The organism is Ochrobactrum sp. Q0168 (assembly GCF_016427605.1).
Classification (GTDB): domain Bacteria; phylum Pseudomonadota; class Alphaproteobacteria; order Rhizobiales; family Rhizobiaceae; genus Brucella.
Window position 1 is genome coordinate 475,466 of record NZ_JAELXQ010000001.1, and the last position, 19,755, is coordinate 495,220.

The following is a 19,755-nucleotide window of genomic DNA, read 5'->3' on the forward strand; positions in this document are numbered from 1 at the left end:
GTTTTATTGGTTCCACCAGCCCGCATCTGTGCGGGCTTTTTCTATTTCGGATAACGGCACATCGGCTTTCCACGCAGCAACCGTGCGTCCGGCTACCTTCAGTGACGGTGCGATATCGTTGAGCGGTACGAGAACGAAGGCCCGCTCCTGCATACGCGGATGCGGCAGCTGAAGTTCCGGCAGCGCCATCGCAACAGGCTGCCCGGCAGCATCTTGCATCGCAAGAATATCGATATCGATAATGCGTGGTCCCCAACGCTCCAGCCGCACACGTTTCAGCGAGCGTTCCACATCGAGACACGTTTCAATAAGTTGAAGCGGTTCCAGCGTGGTTTTTACCTCGGCGCAGGCATTGTGAAACCATGCTTGATCGGTCTTTCCCCATGGTGGAGTGCGATAGACAGACGAAACAGCCACGACGTTTGTATCGGCGCGCGCATCCAGCATGCGCAACGCCTGGGCCATCGAAATAACGGGATCATCAATATTCCCGCCAAGGCCAAGCCAGGCGCGATAAGGTCCAGGGGCAGCACTCACTGGGGATAGACCACCGTCACTTCGACATGATCAAGAACGCCCGGCACTGGAGCGTTAGGCTTGCGGACGGTAATTTCCGCACGTTTAATCTGCGGAAACCGCTTGCTCAGAGCCTTGGCGACATCAAGCGCCAGCGTCTCGATCAAATAACGCTGGCGACCGGTGATAATTTCCTCGATCACTGTGAAAGCCGTCCCATAATGGACCGTACCTTCAATATCGTCGCTTTCCAGCGCATTCCCCGGATCAACATCCAGAACGGCGTCGACATAAAAACGCTGACCGAGTTTGTGTTCTTCGTCGAAGACGCCGTGGTGCGCAAAGAATGCGCAATTCATAATCCGGATCGTGTACACGGCTTCACTTTCTCATATTCTCGCTGCGTTTCACTTGCAGGATAGCATCCGCAACTGCAAGAGCGTCTCTATTAAAAGCGACATTGTGAACGCGAAAGATGTCGGCTCCTGCCAGTCGCAATGCCACCGAAGTCGCAGATGTAGCTATATCACGCTTCAGAGGATCGGTCTCACCTGTGATCGCACCCACAAAGCGTTTGCGGGAGGTGCCGACCAGCCACGGATAGCCAAAACGCTGCAACTCCTCCATCCGCGCCATCAAAACCACGTCGTCTTCGACAGTCTTGCCGAAGCCGAAACCCGGGTCGAGAACAATGCGGGATCGATCAATATCTGCCGCTGCCGCGATCTCCAGCGACGTGTTCAGAAAGACAGCGCGATCCTCGATCACATCAGGATCAGTTTCCCGGTCGCGGGTCGTATGCATGATGACAAGCCCCGCCCCGGTGTCGCGGGCAACATCGGCAATATGTGGTTCGCGCTGCAAGCCCCAGACGTCGTTGACGATATGCGCGCCAGCCTCCACTGCCACCCTGGCGGTTGAGGCCCGATAGGTATCAACCGAGATAATGCAGCCGAAACGTTCCGTCAGCGCCTTGATAACCGGAACGACGCGGCCCTGTTCAGTTGCTGCGTCCACACTCTCTGCGCCGGGTCTGGTCGATTCTCCGCCAACATCGATGATGGTCGCGCCATCCTCGATCATCTTTCCGGCAGCAGCGAGCGCTGTTTCGAAATCGCTATGATGCCCGCCATCGGAAAAGGAATCCGGCGTGACATTGAGAATGCCCATGATCACGGACTTTTCCCCGAACTCAAGGCTACGCCCGTGAGCCAGATGCCAGATTTTCGCCATTTCCGGATATTCCTGTATAGATGCTAATTAAGGCCCGCGATGCAACCAAGCTGGCCGAATGTCATTTAACCAAAGCGTTATAGTTCTCTTGACGTTTGCATGCCAAGCTGCGACGGCAAAATATGAGTTTATTCAGAGTTTAGAAAAAAGGTGCCAGAATATGATTTTCAAAAAGCGGATTCTGGCTATTGGCGCAGTTCTTGCAATCGTTGCATCTCAGGCCGACGCCGCAGCGATCTTCCGTGAATTCAAATATTACACCATCAATGGCAAGACAGCCGCGGAACTCGATAAGGCGCTATCCCGCAGCGGCCCCTTTTTGAAGAAAACAGGACAACATCATCCGGGCGCCGCGGAAATCCGCTTCGACGCCAAAGTCCGTTACGGCCGCGCAGCAGGCAAGGCCTGCAAGGTGCAGGACGTTTACGTCAATGTTCACGCAAAAGTCTCGCTGCCGCGCTGGGCGCAGCGCCGCAAGGCGACAGCGGAACTGGCACTGATCTGGGACACGCTTTATCAGGACATTCGCCGTCACGAGGAAAGCCATATCGTCATCGCGCGCAGCCATGCCAGCGAGATGGAACGCCAGATTCGCGCGCTGCCGTCCCGCTCAGACTGCGCTGTTTTGCGCAAGGATATCGACAAGGTTACTGCGCGTCTCATGGAAGCGCATGACGAAGCCCAGCAGCGCTTCGACCGCGTCGAGACCATTAATTTTGAAAAGCGTTTTGAGCGCCTTTTGACCTATCGTCTTGAAAAGATGAACCAGCTGCCGCGCTGATTACGGGGATCCGGCTTTCTGTAATCTCTTGCGCACGGCCTGCGTCATGAGAGCGGCTTCATGAAAACCGGACAAGATCAGCTTCAGTTTGCCCGGATAATGGCAGGCATCGCCAATCGCGTAGATATCGGCCTGTGATGTTGCGAAGCTCTCGGGCGAAACAGCAATCGCATTGCCTGCCCGCTCCAAGCCAAGTTCGGCCAATGGATCGGGGCGAACGATCTGACCGTCCGGTCCGAACGCCCCCAGACCAGAAGCGATCACTACGGCGTCAGCCGCAAATGAAGCATCGTTGTCCGTCGTCAGGACAAGGCGATCTCCAGCGCGTACCAACGCCGTAACGGTCTGACCATAATGAAATTTGGGTTCGTAAGGTTCGATCTGTTCTAGGAGCCGCGACACCAGCTCGTCACCCATGATCGTTGGGAAACCCGGAATATCGAAGATTGGCTTATCAGGGTAAAAGACAGAACATTGTCCGCCCGGTCCATCAAGCGCGTCGATAAGCTGACATCTGAACCCGAACAGGCCAAGCTGGAATACGGCGAAGAGTGCCACCGGCCCTGCTCCGATGATCGCTATATCGTTTCCTATACCGATCCCCGGAGCCGCCACCATTTTCTTAGTTCTGGCGTTCCGGCACCTGCACGACGAGACCGTCGATAGCATCGGTCACCCGGATCTGACAGGACAGACGCGAAGTTGGACGCACCTCATAGGCGAAATCCAGCATGTCCTCTTCCATCGGATCGGGTCCGCCAACTGTTTCCGTCCATTCTTCGTCAACATAAACGTGGCAGGTCGCGCAGGCGCAGGCGCCGCCGCATTCGGCATCAATGCCCGGAATGCCATTGCGAATGGCCGCTTCCATCACGCTGGAACCGTTATCAGCTTCAACTTCGGTACGTGTCGCGCCGTCAGCGGATACGAATACGATCTTGGTCATGTTCATTCCTTGAAACGCGTGAAGCACGCGATCTTTTATCCCTTGCGACGGACCGCCTGAAATTGGGATCTGTACGCATAATCTCGCAAAGGCAGATACGGCGTTCCGGCGTTAGTTTCAACCGCAAGAGCTCCGTTAAGCCCAACTGCGCCAATATGCCGTGTTTTATGATGTATAAGCGGTGCGCCAGCGCCGATATAATGGGTTTTCTGCAAAACTCTGCCTTGCCGTTGCGCAAGATTGCAGCATATGATGACAAAACGGGAATGCGGACACGTCGGATGTGCGAATCCTGTACCCGGAAAATACAGCTTATGATTGCGCTATCGGATATCGAATTCGAAATACGAGCAATTTTGTTAACGAATTTGCGTCGCCTTTCGAACTGTAAAAAGCGACCCCTGCTGATTTCCACAACTTGCTGATAATTGCAAAAAGCCCGGAAATACCGCATTTTTATGAAGCTAAACGTTTTCTGTTAACCTTGTATTTAAAGTTTTAGGCATCAGCAGGCGTCGCCTATTTCCTTAACAGGACCGAGCCGATACGATGCAAAATGGCGGATAAAGTTTAGTAACGGCTCTTTGACGATCCGGCCGTCACGGTAATTGAGTACGAGGTAGGCGAACAATGGCTTCCAAATCCAAGGCACAGAAGCTCGACCTTGAGGTTGAAAAGGCACTAGAACAGGCACTCGACATCGACTTCGGCGATGATCTCGATATCGATATGGATTTAAGTGCGTTCGACGAGAGTTTTTCGGTCGACGATCTGGAAGAGCAGATTTCGCGCGCCGCTGAAGAGCTGGTCGCGGAACAGAAGACGAAAGCCGCAGAACCCGAGAAGGTTGCAGCCTTGGCCGCCGAAACGAAGGTCGCCCCGATCGTTTCTGCATCCGTGATCGCCACGCCTGCAGCACCTCCCGTGCCGCCGGTGGTCAAGGCCGTGTCTTCCGCACAGCAGCCTGTACAACAAATCGTCGCCAATACGCCGCATAAGCCTACCCCGATCAAGCCCGACACGACCCAAGCTGCTCCTTCGCCTCAGCTTGCAGACGTGCCGGAAGCTCCGGAGGCCATCCTGCGCCCTGTTGCACCGGCAACGACCGTCAGCGTTGCAACACCTGCCGCACGCACGCCCGCCAACGACGACTCCCGCAACGACCGCGCCATCGCAACCGCGCCGCGCCGCGTGACCGAACGTTCGTCCAAGCTGTACTTGACGACCACGGCCATCAGCGTGCTTTGGGCCGCCGGTGGCGTTGCACTCAGCAAGGCTATCGATCCGGCTGTCTTCTCCAGCCTCGAAGCCACCAAGAACTTCTTCACCTCACCCGCTGGCATTGGTGTGGTTGCAGGCGTTGCCCTGCCCGTCGCCATGTTCTGGGGCTTTGCGCAGCTTGTGAAGCGCGCGCAGGAAATGCATAACGCCGCGCGTAGCATGTCTGAAGCCGCCATGAAGCTGCTTCAACCAGAAGCCGTGTCGGCTGACCGGGTTTCGACGCTAAGCCAGGCTGTGCGCCGCGAAGTGGCTGCAATGAATGAAGGCATCGAACGCACGCTTGCCCGTGCCGTCGAGCTGGAAACCCTCGTTCAGTCCGAAGTCAATCAGCTTGAACGCGCCTATAGCGACAATGAAGTTCGCATTCGTTCGCTGGTAGGCGATCTGGGCAATGAGCGTGAAGCCGTGGTCAGCCATGCTGAACGCGTCCGCTCCTCTATTTCCGGTGCGCATGAACAGCTCAAGGAAGAACTGTCGAGCGCATCCAACATCATCCGTGACAATGTTCTGTCTGCGTCCCAACAGCTCAGCTCACTGTTGAGCGAATCCGGCGAACGCTTGATTGGCAGCATTAACGAGAGCGGCAGCGCCATTGCCGAAGCCATCGAGACCCGCACGGGCGATATCGGCTCGCGCATCACGACTTCGGGCGAGGCTTTTGCCAATCTGCTCGACACGCGCATCGCGACGCTGGACGAACAGTCCCGCACGATTTCGGAACGCTTCACCACGGCCCTCGATGAACGCGCCGCTGGCATTGCCAACCTGCTGGGCAGCTCGACGCAATCCATGGTCAGCGAGTTCGACACGCGCCTTGCCAATCTGGAAGGCACCCTGTCCGAACGCGGCCATGCCCTGCTTTCCGAGTTCGAGGCACGCGCCCATGCGCTCGACAGCAGCACGGAAAAGCTCAACGCCGCTCTGGAAACCCGCTCGCGCCAGATCAATGAAAATCTCATCGCCCGCACGCGTGAAATCGCCGAGACCTTCTCCGGCGGTCGTGCTTCGCTGAGCTCAATGATCGACGAAACCAAGACGAAAATCAGCGACGATCTGACCTCGATCGGTGAGAGCGTCGGCAATCTTCTCGGTGAAAAGGCAGCAGCTTTCGCGGGCAAGCTTGCCGAAAGCCGCGATGTGCTGGCCGCTTCGCTCGAAGGCGAGACCGACCGTGTGTCGGCAGTCATTCGTGGCCACGCCGATACGCTGGCAGCCCGCACGGATGATATCCGCAATGCGATTGACGGCAGCGCATCGGCGCTCAACTCAGTCGCCGACAACCATGCGGCCATTCTGGCTGAGCGCACCAATGCGCTGCAGCAGGCCATGGCGAGCCATTCGGCACAGCTGGATGCAAGCTTTGCCGATCACGCCCGCTCGCTGGAAGAACGCGCTTCCGCTCTGAATACGGTCATCACCGGCAATCAGGCCATGCTTGCTCAGCTGATGGATGAACGCACGGCGGCAATGCGCGATAATTTCAACGAAAATCGCGAAGTCATGGCGCGCGCTTTCGATGAACGCGTCAACTCGCTTCAGACATTGATTGCAGAGAACCAGTCTTCGCTAACGCGCATACTTGACGAACGCGCAGCAACGCTCGGCCAATCCATCACCGCCGGACGCGAGGCTTTCGAAGCAACGCTTGGCGACCATGTTCGTCAGGTCGAGGAACGCACGAACGGCCTGCGCGCTGTTTTGAGCAACCATAACGAATCGCTCGTCGATATTCTGAACGGCCATGAACAGACGATTGAAACGCGCGCATCAGCAATCCGTGCGACGCTGAGCGACAGCACGTCTACGCTGAATCAGGCGCTGCAAGACCATAGCGACGTTCTGGATCAGCGCACCGCCAATCTGCGCGGCGCAATTGCCGACAGTGCCGCTGCCATCGGTCAGGCTTTTGAGGGCCAGACCGGTATCATCGAAGGGCATACGGCTAATCTGCGCAGTGTCATCGCGGAAAGCGGCGCCGTCATCAACGATGCGTTCGCTGGCCAGACCGGCATCATCGAAGAACGCACGCAGACCATGGAAAAGGCGCTTTCCATCGGCGTCGACAATGTTCGCCGCGCACTGGAACAGAGCGCTGGTGTCGTTGCCAGCTCGCTTCGTGAAAAGATCGGTGAAGCGGCAAGCACGCTTTCCGCAGAAGCAGCCAAGGCCGGTCAGGCTCTAGACGGCTTCGGCGAAGCATTCAGTGCACGCCTGATCGACAATCTGTCGGGTACGGAAGCCCGTCTCGGTGACCGCGCCGATGCGATTGCCGGACGCCTCGGCGAAATTGAAACCCGCCTCACCGGCGAACTCGGTTCCATCGAAGCGCGCATTGCTGACACGGCAGCCAAGACGAGCGAGACCCTTGCCGGTCATAGCGAAGCTTTCGCATCGAGCGTTGTCGAAAATCTGGCTGGCACCGAAATCCGCCTCAACGAACGCGCTGGCGCCATTGCAAGCGGTCTTGAAGCTATCGAGAACCGCCTCACGGGTGAGCTCAGCGCCATCGAAGCCCGTATCGCCGACACGGCATCGAAGACGAGCGAGACCCTTGCTGGTCACAGCGAGACCTTCTCAGCCAGCGTTGCCGACAATCTGGCAGGCACCGAAGCCCGTCTCGTGGAACGCGCCGATGCAATTGCCACCCGTCTCGGTGACATTGGCTCGCGCATCACGATGGAGCTCGGTTCCGTGGAAGCCCGCATCGCGCAGGTCACGGATACGACGGCTGTTACCCTTGAAGAGCGCACGCGTGAACTCAATGCAGTTCTCTCAGCTCGCTCGCAGGAAATCACCAAGATCCTCAACGATACCGCAGAGCCGCTGGTCCAGCGCCTTGCCGATAGCGGACGCGGTCTGGCACAACAGCTTGAAGAAGCAACCCATGCAGCAACCGACCGCCTGCGTTCGGAAAATGCCGCGCTGGTCAATGCGCTGGCAAACCGTACAGCAGAAACCATTGCAGCCGTTCAGCAGGCAAAGGCCGGTCTCTCCGACAATGTCAGCGAACTGATCGACCGTCTCGCCGCTTCTAACGGCGAACTTGGCAAGCTGATCGACGCTGCAACGCGCAACCTAACGGATATCGATGGACGCCTCGTCGACACCACGTCGAGCTTCGTCGAAAACACCAATCGCGCTGCGCAGATGTTCCAGGCATCAACCGGCCTGATCGACACCAATATCGGCACGCTGCGTGCGCTTTCCGATAGCACCCTGTCGCAGATCGCCGACATTGCTGACCGTTTCGAAGACCATGGAAAGGTTCTTTCCTCGGCCTCCGACATGATCAATTCGGCCCAGAACGGTCTTGTCACCACGCTGTCTGACCGCCAGCAGGCGCTCGACAAGCTGGCTTCCGGCCTTGTCGAGAAGTCGGAAGGCATCGAGAAGCTCATGCAGTCCTTCGAAACTCTGGTTGCCTCGGCATTCCAGCGTGCAGAAGGCCAGACCCGGGCATCGGCGGAAAAGATGCGCGAAAGCGTTTCGGAAATCGTTGAACAGGCAGCGCAGAAGTTCTCGGCAGCAACCGACGATATCCGTCGCACCGCTAGCGAAATCCGCACCGAGCTCAACACCACCCGTGGCGAGCTGAAGCGTGGCGTGCTCGATATGCCTGCCGAAGCCAAGGAAACGACCACCGCCATGCGCAAGGCCGTGAGCGAGCAGATCAGCGCGCTTAAGGAACTGGCTGAGATCGTCAACAAGTCTGGCCGTTTGGTCGATGTTGGCGAAAGCCGCGCCGACCGTCCGGTTTCGCGTCCAGCGCCAGCTGCACAACGCCCGGCCCCGGTTCAGGCGCCTGCGGCTCCGGTCGCGCAGGCTGATGTCGCCGTTCGCCAGCGTCCGGTTGAAATGCCGAAGGCTCCGGCTGCATCGGCACCTGCCGCTACTGCTGAAAAGCCCCGCGGCTGGGTTTCCGATCTTCTTGCCCGCGCATCGCGTGAGGATGACGAAGCCATTCAGCCCAAGGCACAGCCAACCGCCGCTCCGCGTTCGCCGAGCCATGTGGTTGAGTCGCTGAACTCGCTGTCGGTCGATATCGCCCGCGCTATCGATCATGAAGCATCGGTTGAACTGTGGGATCGCTATCGCCGTGGCGAGCGCAATGTCTTCACCCGTCGCCTGTACACACTCAAGGGCCAGCAGACGTTTGACGACATCAAGCGCAAGTATCAGACGGATGGCGAGTTCCGCCGCGCCGTGGACCGTTACATGGACGACTTCCAGCGTCTGCTTGAGGACGTTGCCCGTAACGACCGCGACAACATGGTGACGCAGACCTATCTGACGTCTGATACCGGCAAGGTCTACACCATGCTGGCCCATGCCAGCGGTCGCCTGCGCTAACAAGCGTCAGAGACAAAACCATTCAGAACGCGGCCTTCGGGCCGCGTTTTTTGTTTGCCGAACGGAATAGGAATGACGCAAATCTCCACCAGGAGATGGGGTAAAATGCACCGAAGCCTAGGACGACCGAATTCCGGCGCCCTCGCAGGACAAAAGAAAAGCGGGGTTTGAACCCCGCCTTTTCATTTCAACCGTTTTTGGGCGTTGTGCGTCTTAGAGCGATGAAACCGTCCAGCTAACGATTTCATTCGCCGTACGATCAAAGGCTGCATCAAGCGCCCTCACGTAAGCCGCATTGCCGGTTCCGCTGACCGGCGCGGAATTCCGAAATACGCGTGTGGCGCGCACTTCACCGGTCTTGTCGTTCATAAGCTTGATTGCCAGTTCCACAACAGCCGTTCTGGAGCCGCCGCTAACCTGAACACCGAACATGCGAAGATCAGTCAGAATCTGATAATTGATGGCGAGACCATCACCCGGACGCCCAACGCCACCAAACACTCCAGTATTTTCGTAGGCCTGGACGAGGCGAGACTGGACGATATTCGTCAGCCTGTCGCCCCATTGCGCACCCTTCAGATACTCGATGGAACCCGGCGCGGAGCTGATCACTATGTTTTCGCTGTCGAGCGCCTTCAATGCCGTCGGCGTCGGAACCAGCAGTTGCAGGCTCTTACGGCTTGGGGATGAGACCGCGGGCTTCGGCGCGGAAAGATTGAATGTATCGAGAGGTGTCGTCCCACAGCCCGCGAGCAGCGCCGCTACCAGAAGCGAAACAGAACCTGACACAACGAGCTTACGACGCGATTTCAAGCCAATTATCCCGCCTGTTGAATTTTCGCTTAAGAAAATCAATGACGCGCCCTTCCGTTATACTGAGGTACACTGCCTTGCCCGCCAAAAATCAGACGCTGCGGGTTACGTTCAAGATCTGTGATCGCCTGCTCGATACGTTGTATGGAACGCCGGCTATCCACAACCACCGACTGCACGTCCCGAAGCCCCTGCCCAGAGAAGCGCTGCAAATTCTCTGCGATCGGTGCAAGGCGCTTGTCGAGATTGTCAGAGGTCTGGCGAATGGATTCGAGCGTCGCTTTGGCCTGTGCCACCACGCCGTCCTTGTCATCCGTGGACAAGAGCTTGTCGGTCTTGGCCAGAATGCCATCGACACGCACAGAGGCAGCATTGAGACGCGCCATCATATCCTTCGCATCCGCGATGATCTGCTTGATATTGCCGGTGTTGGAACCCAGCTCGTCGACGATATCGGCATTCTTTGCCAGTGCATCGGTAAAAGTCTTGGTGTTGTTGATCGTATCGGTCAGAGGGCCGCGCGCTTCTTTGACAAAACCTTCCAGCTCGCCGAGCACGGTGTTGGCACGTCCGAAAATGTCCTGCGCAGTGGCAAGCAGATTGTTGACCGCAGACGGATCGGCATCAATGCGCGCGACGGTATCTTCCTTCGCCGCTTCGGTCAGCAGGTTCGGCTCGTCCAGACTGCCGCCCTTCAGTTCGATATAAGCCTGACCGGTCAGGCCCTGAAAGCCCAGTGTTGCAGCCGTGGAACGCGTGATCGGCGTGCTGCCATTCACGCGCGTCTGTACGATCACCATCTCCGGGTTGCTTTCATCGAGGCGCAGACGACGGACATCGCCAACCTTGATACCGTTGAAGAGAACCTGGCTACCGACAGTCAAGCCTGTCACGGAGCCGGGAATGCGCACATCCATGGGAATGGAATCGCGCGCCTCACCGAAGCGCGCAATCCAATACACGAATCCGAAAGCCAGCAGGCTGACAAGCAGCGTGAACACCCCGACCAGAACGTAATTGGCTTTTGTTTCCATATTTTATCCCGTCTGCAAGCGGCTGTCCGGCCGCCTTCTTGATGGCGCCGAAGGATCGATCTGGCGCGCACGCTTGCCCCGAAAATAGGATTTAACCCATGGATCGTCTACATGCAGCATGTCTTCTATCGTGCCGCTGACCAGTACTTTTTTGTTCCCCAGAACCGCTATGCGGTCGCAGATCGCAAACAGACTGTCGAGATCGTGCGTGACCATATAGACCGTCAGGCCCATCGTATCGCGCAGGTTCGCGATCAGTTCATCGAACTCTGCCGCACCGATCGGATCGAGCCCCGAGGTCGGCTCGTCAAGAAAAACGATGTCCGGATCGAGCGCCAGAGCACGCGCCAGAGCGGCGCGCTTGATCATGCCGCCGGAAAGTTCCGAGGGAAATTTCTCTGCCGTATCCGGCTTCAGCCCCACGAGATCGATCTTCAGTCGCGCCAGTTCATCCATCAGCTTTGGCGACAGATCGAGATATTCGCGCATCGGCACCTGAATATTTTCAAGCACATTGAGCGCCGAAAACAGCGCGCCATGCTGGAAAAGAACGCCCATCCGCATGTCGATGGCCATTTTTTCCAGTTCGTTGAGGTGATCAATGTTGCGACCGAGAATCTCGATTTCGCCAGACTGCTTCTTGTTCAGCCCCAATATTGTGCGCATCAGCACCGACTTGCCCGATCCGGATGGACCGATGAAGCCGAGAACCTCGCCCTTGTAGATATCGAGGGAAAGCTTATCGAGTACCGGTGATCGGCCAAACGACACCGTCACGTCGCGCACCGATATCATCGGTGTCGCCGTGTGATGGCTTTCATCCTGCCGTGGTTGCGACTCCGCGTCGATACCGTTCTCCATATCTATTCTTTAACCGAGCCAAGCTTCCGACTGAACAGCCGAAAGCGACCGCAGGTTCAGTTTTCTGTGTAACTGTGTCTCAAAGAACCCAAACAAAACAACGGCCATATAAATCTCTAGAAATTAATAGCTGCGTAGAACATCGCGAACAGCCCATCAACGACGATGACCACAAAAATAGCCTTCACAACCGACGCTGTAACACGGCGTCCAAGTGATTCTGCACTGCCGCCGACTTTCATACCTTCGACCGAAGCAAGAATACCGATGATCATCGCCATGAACGGCGCCTTGATCAAACCAGCGAAATAGGTGTTCAACGCCACGGCGTCATGCAAACGACTGATAAAGGCCTCCGGCGAGATATTGGAATAGAACCATGCGACGCCGCCTGCTCCAACCAATGCAGCAAGATTGGAAATGATGGTCAGCAGCGGCAGCACGATGACCAGCGCAACGAGGCGCGGAAACACCAGAACGCCAACAGGATTGAGCCCGATGACCGTCAGCGCGTCGGTTTCCTCGCGCATTTTCATGGAGCCGATTTCCGCCGTGATGGCGCTGCCGGAACGACCGGCAATCATGATCGCGGTCAAAAGCACGCCCAGTTCACGTAAAACCAGAATGCCGACGAGGTCGACCACGAAAATTTCCGCACCAAAATAACGAAGCTGAAAAGCACCCTGCTGTGCGATGATTGCGCCAACAATCGTCGACATCAGCACGATGATTGGAATAGCGCCGACGCCCATCCGATCCATCTGCGTCACGATGGCAGCAATCGGAATCCCGCTCCCGCGACCATATTTCAGCTGCGCGCCGCGAATAGTGGCGCCCAGAATATGCATCGACATCTTGAAGTCGTCGTAAATCGAGACGACACCGCCACCAAGGGCAGCCAGAAAAGCAATGAGAAAGAACGGCTTTTTCGCACGGGGAACATCCAGCGCCCGCTCAACGGCACCGCCCACTTCATCCATCAGCGGAGTCCAGGATTCGCGGATACCTTCGAGCTGAACATCGGCCTTCTGGGTGATGAGACGCTGCCTCAGCCGTTCGACCAGCCAGGCACCCGCCGTATCGAGGCCGGAAATGCCGGAGGCATCGATATGCGTGGATTGGCCGCCTGCAACTTTTTCGAGACTGCGCATCTTGTCATCGACAAGATGGACGCTCTGCGAAACCCAGCGTCCGCTCAAGCGAACGAGACGCACGCCATCCTGATCCGTCACATCGATCTTTGGCGCGACATTCGCGGCAGCTCTTGCTTTGTCAGCAGTGTCGGTCAACATGGCAAACCTCATATACGAGTCGTAACACGACCGAAATACAGCGTATTGGAGCATCCGCCCGATGAATCAGACGAATACCCCAATTTCGCGCTCTCACGCACTATCTCATCCAAAAAGCCCATCAACTTTTCGGGATTGAGATTCGGAAGGCTCTCCATGCAGAATACCTTGAATATCCTTGTCGAACGCTATCCTATCGCCGGAAAATTTACAATTTCGCGCGGATCGAAGACCGAAGCAGCGGTGGTTGTGTGTGCAATCGGCAACGGTGAACATCAGGGACGCGGCGAATGCGTTCCCTATGCACGCTATGGCGAAAGCATCGAAAGCGTCACTGCAGCAATCGAAGCCGTCCGGGCTGAAATCGAACGCGGCGCAACGCGTCAGGACATTCAAAAGTTGATGCCCGCCGGTGCTGCGCGTAACGCGGTCGATTGCGCCTTGTGGGATCTGGAAGCCAAGACCGCTGGCAAGCGCGTTGCCGATATGCTGGGCGGTGAATTCAAGCCACTTGAAACGGCGATTACCGTTTCGCTTGGCACGCCCGAAGAAATGGCGGAATCGACCGCGAAAGTCGCGCATTACCCTCTGATCAAGGTGAAGATGGGCGGCGAGAACGACATTGAGCGTATTCGCGCCGTCGCTGCGGCAGCACCAAACAGCCGCATCATCATCGATGCGAATGAAGGCTGGACCGACGCGAATATTGCCGAACACATGCGCGCCGCCGCCGATGCGGGCGTGATCCTGATCGAGCAGCCCCTGCCCGCAGATAAAGATGCGATCCTGAGCGAGATTGAACATCCGGTCATGATTTGCGCCGATGAAAGCGTCCACACGTCCGAGGGGCTGGAAGAACTGGCCAAGCGCTATGATGCCGTGAATATCAAGCTCGACAAGGCGGGCGGACTGACCGAAGGGCTGGTCATGCGCGAGAAAGCCATCAGTCTCAGCCTGAAGATCATGGTCGGCTGCATGGTCGGCACATCGCTCGGCATGGCCCCTGCGGTGCTGCTGGCCCAGAAGGCGACGGTCGTCGATCTCGACGGACCACTGCTGCTTGCGCATGATCGCGAACCGGGCCTTCGTTACGATGGCGCGCTTGTTTATCCGCCAGAAGTGACTGTCTGGGGCTGAGCAGTTTCCTGATAGGTGTGGGAAGGACGATCACCAGCAATAGAGGTTAAGGCCTCTTCAAAGAGGTCGGCACAGGTTTCCCACGTAAAGGGCTTTAGAACCTGTTCGGGATCGAAGGGCCCAAGCTCCAGCGCGGCCAGACAGGCCGCGCGCAAATCTTCCGAAAGAACACCTGCGCCCGTCTCGCCGATAACATCTTTCGATCCGGGCACGGGAAATGCCGCAACAGGCAGCCCGGACGAAATCGCCTCCAGCAGCACGAGGCCGAACGTATCTGTCCGGCTTGGAAAAACGAATACATCAGCCGAAGCATAGGTTTCGGCCAGCGCCTCGCCTTCGCGCTTGCCGACAAATACAGCATCTGGAAAGCGTGATTTCAAATCATCGAGCGCCGGGCCGTCACCAACAATCAGTTTGGTGCCGGGTAGATCGAGACTGAGAAAGGCCGGAAGGTTCTTTTCCGTCGCCACGCGACCAACGCAGATGAAGACAGGTTCCGGCAGGTCGCGGTCCACATTGGCGCGCGCATGAAAGACGCCCCGATCCACGCCGCGCGTCCACAGATTGAGGCCAGTAAAACCGCGCTCTTTCAGATCATCCAGAATGGATTGGGTTGGAACCAGCGTATGCGAGGCGGCATTGTGAAACCGCCGCAGAAAGCCGTAGCTCCAGCTGAGGGGCACCGGAAAGCGCTCCGCCACATATTCAGGAAAGCGCGTGTGAAAACTGGTCGTGAAACTCCACCCCATTTTCAGGCACGCCTGCCGGGCCATGTAGCCCAGCGGACCTTCAGTGGCGATGTGGATATAATCCGGCTTCATCTTTACGAGCCGCCGCCGAAATGCGCCGGGCGTGGTCAACGCCAGTCTGATCTCGGGATAGGTCGGACATGGAACCGACTTGTAGTCGAGCGGGGAAACGACGATCACCTCGTAGCCCCGTGTGCGCATCATCTCCTGACATTTGGTCAGTGTCCGAACGACGCCATTGACTTGCGGATGCCAGGCGTCGGTGACGATGACGAGCTTGTTCATCCGGCGATTTTCGCCACATTACGGGCCGGACGTGGCAGCCGGACTATTCTATTGTCGTCGGCCCCGTTTTCGTGAGCGATGGCCCCGCCACCGGGCGCTTTCTTGTCGCGCATCTCCGTCCATTTGAGGAGCTCCATGCGCCCGTCGAAATGCTCCAGAACCGCCGTACAGCTTTCCACCCAGTCGCCGGTGTTGATATATTCAACATCGTTCATCTTTTCGATGGTGGCGTGGTGAATATGGCCGCAAATGACGCCATCGACACCGATACGCTTGGCCTCTTCGGACACCACCGTTTCGAACTCGCCGATGAAATTAACCGCCTTTTTTACCCGGAATTTCGCCCATGCGGAAAATGACCAGTAACGCAGCCCGAAGAGAGACCGCACGCGGTTCATAACCGTGTTGATCCAGATCGCGGTATCGTAGGCCCAGTCGCCGAGATAAGCGATGAAACGGGCGTTGCGCACCACCACGTCGAACTGATCGCCATGGATCACCAAAAACTTGCGGCCATCCGCCGTCTCGTGAATGGCGCGGTTCATCACTTCAATGCCGCCGAAATGCGTTCCCTGGAAATTGCGCAGGAACTCGTCGTGATTGCCGGCGATGTAGACAATGCTCGTACCCTTGCGGCTCTTGCGCAGCAGCTTCTGGACAACGTCGTTGTGTTCCTGCGGCCAGTGCCAGTTGCGCCGCAACCGCCAGCCATCGACAATATCGCCGACCAGAAAAATCGTATCCGCATCATGGTAGCGCAGGAAATCGAGAAGCAGATCGGCCTGCGCGGCCTTAGATCCCAAATGCACGTCCGAGATGAAAATCGTGCGGAGTTTCTTCGCCTGTGCTGCATCGGTGCTCATTTGGTTGTCCTCTCAATGGCAACCTGAAACTAGATGCAGAGAACCTGATTCATGTCACAGGGGCATGACGAGACTGTAACGCGCATATGACAGCGGCAGACCAGCCAATTACGATCACCGAATATTGAGCGTGAAAAACACCGAAAAATGGTCAAATGAGCGTCGAGAAAAGTGGACACATCAGCGCGTCAACCAGAATCCGGTTGATTGCACTTGTCGCTTGGTGGCATGTCTCCATGACCTTTAAAAAAGCAAAGAGGATCGAGCCGTGGATTTGGGCTTGAAAGGTCGCAAGGCAATCGTATGCGCTTCCAGCAAAGGTCTGGGTCGCGCCTGCGCCGAAGCACTGGCCGAAGCAGGATGCGATATCGTCCTGAACGGTCGCAGTGAAGAAACTCTTCTTGAGACAGCTGACGCCATTCGCTCGGCCTACGGTGTCAATGTGGTCACCGTCGCCGCCGATGTTTCGACGCCGGAAGGCCAGCAGGCACTGCTCGCCGCCTGCCCCAACCCAGATATTCTCGTCAACAACAATGGCGGACCACCCTTCCGCGACTTCCGCCTGCTCGACCGCGAAGCCCTTCTCGAAGGCGTGACGCAGAACATGGTCACCCCGATCGAACTGATCAAGGCGGTCATTGACGGCATGGTTGAGCGCGGCTTTGGCCGTATCGTCAACATCACCTCCACCTCGGTCTATGCGCCCATTCCGGGGCTTGACCTGTCGTCCGGGGCCCGTGCCGGATTGACGGCCTTTCTCGCTGGCGTCGCCCGCACCGTTGCAGGTGCCAATGTCACGATCAACAATATCCTGCCCGGTGCATTCGACACCGATCGCCTGCGCAAAGGCTTTGCCTTCTCGGCGCAGACAACCGGCACCACCGCTGAAGCGGAAGCCGCCAAGCGTGCTGCCCGTATTCCGGCGGGACGCATTGGTCAGCCGGAAGAGTTCGGGAAAGCTTGCGCCTTTCTCTGCTCGCAGCATGCAGGCTATATAACGGGCCAGAATCTGGTTATTGACGGCGGCGCTTATCAGAGCGCCTTCTGACACGGCCATTACTTTACAGATAAACTCATTCTCCAAAACGGGCCTAATGGAACGTCCGGGTTTGAGTTAAAACCCGAAGTGCCCGACCCACGTGTTTAAAGGCTCGGTGTGCATGTGATTGCACCCTCCACGCGCCGCTCATCATCCCGGCGGTGCGGAAAAATGGAAAGCGATGCGACTATGACCAAGAAAACTCCTTCCACGCCGACGCGTTCGGACTTCGATGAAGCAGCCCTGTTTTTCCATCGTTATCCGAAGCCCGGAAAGCTGGAAATCCAGGCAACCAAGCCGCTCGGAAACCAGCGCGACCTTGCGCTCGCTTATTCGCCGGGTGTGGCAGCACCCTGCCTCGCCATTCAGGAAGACCCGGCAACCGCTGCCGAATATACGGCGCGGGGCAACCTCGTAGCGGTAGTTTCGAACGGTACGGCTGTTCTCGGCCTCGGCAATATCGGCGCGCTCGCATCGAAGCCGGTCATGGAAGGCAAGGCCGTCCTGTTCAAGAAATTCGCCGATATCGATGTTTTCGACATCGAAATCGACGCGCTTGAAATCAATCGCGTCGTTGACGTGGTTGCCGCTCTGGAACCGACCTTCGGGGGCATCAATCTGGAAGACATCAAGGCTCCGGAATGTTTCGAAGTGGAAGAACAGCTTCGCGCCAAGATGAACATCCCGGTTTTCCATGACGACCAGCATGGGACGGCGATCATCGTGGCTGCCGCCGTGCTGAACGGTCTGGAGCTTGCAGGCAAGCAGATTGCAGACGCCAAGATCGTCACCTCGGGTGCCGGCGCCGCGGCTCTCGCCTGCCTCAATCTTCTCGTCAATCTTGGCGCCAAGCGCGAAAACATCTGGGTCTGCGATCTGGAAGGCGTGGTCTATGAAGGCCGCAATACGCTGATGGACCGCTGGAAAGAAATCTATGCCCAGAAGACCGACGCGCGCACGCTGGCCGATGTCATCGGCGGCGCAGATGTGTTCCTCGGTCTTTCGGCAGCAGGCGTCCTGAAGCCGGAACTGCTCAATCAGATGGCGGAAAAGCCGCTGATCATGGCGCTTGCCAATCCGAAGCCGGAAATCATGCCGGAAGAAGCACGCGCTGCGCGCGCCGACGCCATGATCTGCACCGGGCGGTCTGACTATCCGAACCAGGTGAACAACGTTCTTTGCTTCCCGTATATTTTCCGTGGCGCGCTCGATGTCGGCGCAACCGCGATCAATGAAGAGATGAAGCTTGCCGCCGTGCGCGCCATTGCGTCGCTTGCACGGGAAGAGCCTTCCGATGTGGCCGCCAAGGCCTATTCCGGCGACACGCCAACCTTCGGCCCGGATTACATCATTCCCTCGCCTTTCGATCAGCGCCTGATCCTGCGTATTGCTCCGGCTGTCGCCAAGGCTGCGATGGAAACCGGTGTCGCCACGCGCCCGATCGAAGACATGGAAGCCTATCTCGACAGGCTGAACCGCTTCGTGTTCCGCTCGGGCCTGATCATGAAGCCGGTCTTCGCTGCCGCCCGTTCGCAGGACAAGCCAAAGCGCGTCATCTATGCCGATGGTGAAGATGAGCGCGTGCTGCGCGCCGCGCAGGTGGTGATCGAAGAACGCATCGCCGCGCCGATTCTCGTCGGTCGTCCGCAGGTTGTTGAAACGCGCCTGCGCCGCTACGGCCTGAAAATCCGTCAGGGCGTCGATTTCGAACTGATCAACCCTGAAGACGATCCGCGCTACCGCGACTATGTCGATCTGTATCTGTCCTATACGGGCCGTCAGGGCGTCACGCCGGAAGCTGCCCGCACCATCGTGCGCACCAATTCGACCGCCATTGCGGCACTTGCCGTGATGCGCGACGAAGCGGATGCAATGATCTGCGGTCTTGAAGGCCGTTTCGAGCGCCATCTGCGCGTTGTGCGCCAGATCATCGGCATCGTGCCGGGTATCCGCGATTACTCCGCGCTCAGCCTGCTGATTTCGCAGCGCGGCGCGCTGTTCCTGACCGACACCTATGTGAATGTCGATCCGAATGCGAATGAAATTGCAGAAATGGCAATTCTCGCCGCCAAGGAAATCGACCGTTTTGGTATCGTCCCAAAAGCTGCTCTGGTTTCGCATTCGAATTTCGGTTCTAAGGAAAGCGCCAGCGCGGAAAAGATGCGTCAGGCTGCGGCTATTCTCGCAGAAAAGGCCCCCGACCTCGAATCCGATGGCGAAATGCATGGCGACTCGGCGCTGTCTCAGGCGCTGCGCGACCGTGTGTTCCCGAATTCGCGCCTGAAGGGTGAAGCCAATCTTCTGGTTTTCCCGAACCTCGATGCCGCGAATATCACGCTCAACGTGGTCAAGACCGTCACCGATGCGCTGCATGTCGGCCCGATCCTGCTTGGCGCGGCCCGCCCAGCGCATATCTTGACGCCTTCGGTCACCTCGCGCGGCGTCGTCAACATGACCGCTCTGTCGGTTGTGGAAGCGCTGCAGCGCGCTGGCGAAGCGCCTGCCCGCAAGGCAAAGATTCGCAAGTAAGCCCATCCGCAAAAAGAAACAGCCGGCACAAGATCAACTGTGCCGG

General features: G+C 57.5%; 15 protein-coding genes and 1 pseudogene. 5 read left to right on the forward strand and 11 right to left on the reverse strand.

Translation table 11 applies throughout. The features are described from left to right. Positions 1–3: 3 nt before the first annotated feature. From folK to folP, 3 genes are read right to left on the reverse strand one after another with little or no spacing between them, the layout of a single operon-like run. Positions 4–537 (reverse strand): 2-amino-4-hydroxy-6-hydroxymethyldihydropteridine diphosphokinase, encoded by a 534-nt coding sequence (gene folK, locus JAU75_RS02305; RefSeq protein ID WP_199054251.1) that lies wholly within the window; start codon positions 535–537, stop codon positions 4–6. Then, entirely contained in the window at positions 534–893 is a 360-nt protein-coding gene (gene folB, locus JAU75_RS02310; RefSeq protein ID WP_199054252.1) for a dihydroneopterin aldolase, read from the reverse strand. The genes folK and folB overlap by 4 nt, the downstream gene beginning before the upstream one ends. A 4-nt stretch (positions 894–897) precedes the next feature. Continuing rightward, complete coding sequence (folP, locus tag JAU75_RS02315; protein ID WP_199054253.1) at positions 898–1,749, reverse strand: dihydropteroate synthase; 852 nt, start codon at positions 1,747–1,749, stop codon at positions 898–900. A gap of 160 nt (positions 1,750–1,909) precedes the next feature. Between folP and JAU75_RS02320 the strand changes: the two genes are divergently transcribed. After that, positions 1,910–2,530 carry a DUF922 domain-containing protein gene (locus tag JAU75_RS02320; protein ID WP_199054254.1) on the forward strand — a complete coding sequence of 207 codons (621 nt, stop codon included), beginning with the start codon at positions 1,910–1,912 and terminating at the stop codon, positions 2,528–2,530. On the opposite strand, the gene JAU75_RS02325 is transcribed toward JAU75_RS02320, so the two are convergent. Then, positions 2,531–3,148, reverse strand: a complete 618-nt coding sequence (locus JAU75_RS02325; protein WP_199054255.1) for an NAD(P)/FAD-dependent oxidoreductase — start codon at positions 3,146–3,148, stop codon at positions 2,531–2,533. Between the two features lie 4 nt (positions 3,149–3,152). Further along, on the reverse strand, positions 3,153–3,476 hold the full coding sequence (locus tag JAU75_RS02330; protein ID WP_199054256.1) for a 2Fe-2S iron-sulfur cluster-binding protein: 324 nt from the start codon (positions 3,474–3,476) through the stop codon (positions 3,153–3,155). A gap of 1,128 nt (positions 3,477–4,604) precedes the next feature. Here JAU75_RS02330 and JAU75_RS02335 point away from each other — a divergent pair. Next, positions 4,605–9,107, forward strand: a pseudogene (locus JAU75_RS02335) (kinesin); the annotation flags it as partial. A gap of 213 nt (positions 9,108–9,320) precedes the next feature. On the opposite strand, the gene JAU75_RS02340 reads toward JAU75_RS02335, so the two are convergent. The 4 genes from JAU75_RS02340 to JAU75_RS02355 all read right to left on the reverse strand — a co-directional run bounded on the left by JAU75_RS02340 (position 9,321) and on the right by JAU75_RS02355 (position 13,107). Then, positions 9,321–9,920, reverse strand: coding sequence for an ABC-type transport auxiliary lipoprotein family protein (locus tag JAU75_RS02340; protein WP_199054260.1), 600 nt, complete (start codon positions 9,918–9,920; stop codon positions 9,321–9,323). 38 nt (positions 9,921–9,958) lie between these two features. After that, complete coding sequence (locus tag JAU75_RS02345) at positions 9,959–10,954, reverse strand: MlaD family protein (RefSeq protein ID WP_199054262.1); 996 nt, start codon at positions 10,952–10,954, stop codon at positions 9,959–9,961. Positions 10,955–10,957: 3 nt separating this feature from the next. Next, the gene (locus JAU75_RS02350) at positions 10,958–11,815 is read right to left on the reverse strand and encodes an ABC transporter ATP-binding protein (protein WP_199054265.1); all 858 of its coding nucleotides are present in this window, start codon (positions 11,813–11,815) and stop codon (positions 10,958–10,960) included. Positions 11,816–11,931: 116 nt separating this feature from the next. Then, positions 11,932–13,107, reverse strand: coding sequence for an ABC transporter permease (locus JAU75_RS02355; protein WP_199054267.1), 1,176 nt, complete (start codon positions 13,105–13,107; stop codon positions 11,932–11,934). A gap of 156 nt (positions 13,108–13,263) precedes the next feature. On the opposite strand from JAU75_RS02355, the gene dgcA reads away from it, so the two are divergent. Next, positions 13,264–14,244, forward strand: a complete 981-nt coding sequence (gene dgcA / locus JAU75_RS02360; RefSeq protein WP_199054269.1) for an N-acetyl-D-Glu racemase DgcA — start codon at positions 13,264–13,266, stop codon at positions 14,242–14,244. On the opposite strand, the gene JAU75_RS02365 is transcribed toward dgcA, so the two are convergent. Together JAU75_RS02365 and JAU75_RS02370 are read right to left on the reverse strand one after the other, a co-directional pair. Further along, the gene (locus tag JAU75_RS02365; protein ID WP_199054270.1) at positions 14,214–15,278 is read right to left on the reverse strand and encodes a glycosyltransferase family 1 protein; all 1,065 of its coding nucleotides are present in this window, start codon (positions 15,276–15,278) and stop codon (positions 14,214–14,216) included. The two genes, dgcA and JAU75_RS02365, sit on opposite strands and share 31 nt — an antisense overlap. Further along, positions 15,275–16,141, reverse strand: coding sequence for a UDP-2,3-diacylglucosamine diphosphatase (locus JAU75_RS02370; RefSeq protein ID WP_199054271.1), 867 nt, complete (start codon positions 16,139–16,141; stop codon positions 15,275–15,277). Before JAU75_RS02370 ends, JAU75_RS02365 begins: the two co-directional genes overlap by 4 nt. Before the next feature lie 268 nt (positions 16,142–16,409). Here JAU75_RS02370 and JAU75_RS02375 point away from each other — a divergent pair, with 268 nt between their 5' ends. Both JAU75_RS02375 and JAU75_RS02380 read left to right on the forward strand, forming a co-directional pair. Continuing rightward, the gene (locus JAU75_RS02375; RefSeq protein ID WP_199054272.1) at positions 16,410–17,189 is read left to right on the forward strand and encodes an SDR family oxidoreductase; all 780 of its coding nucleotides are present in this window, start codon (positions 16,410–16,412) and stop codon (positions 17,187–17,189) included. Between the two features lie 180 nt (positions 17,190–17,369). Then, on the forward strand, positions 17,370–19,709 hold the full coding sequence (locus JAU75_RS02380) for an NADP-dependent malic enzyme (protein WP_199054273.1): 2,340 nt from the start codon (positions 17,370–17,372) through the stop codon (positions 19,707–19,709). Positions 19,710–19,755: the final 46 nt, after the last annotated feature.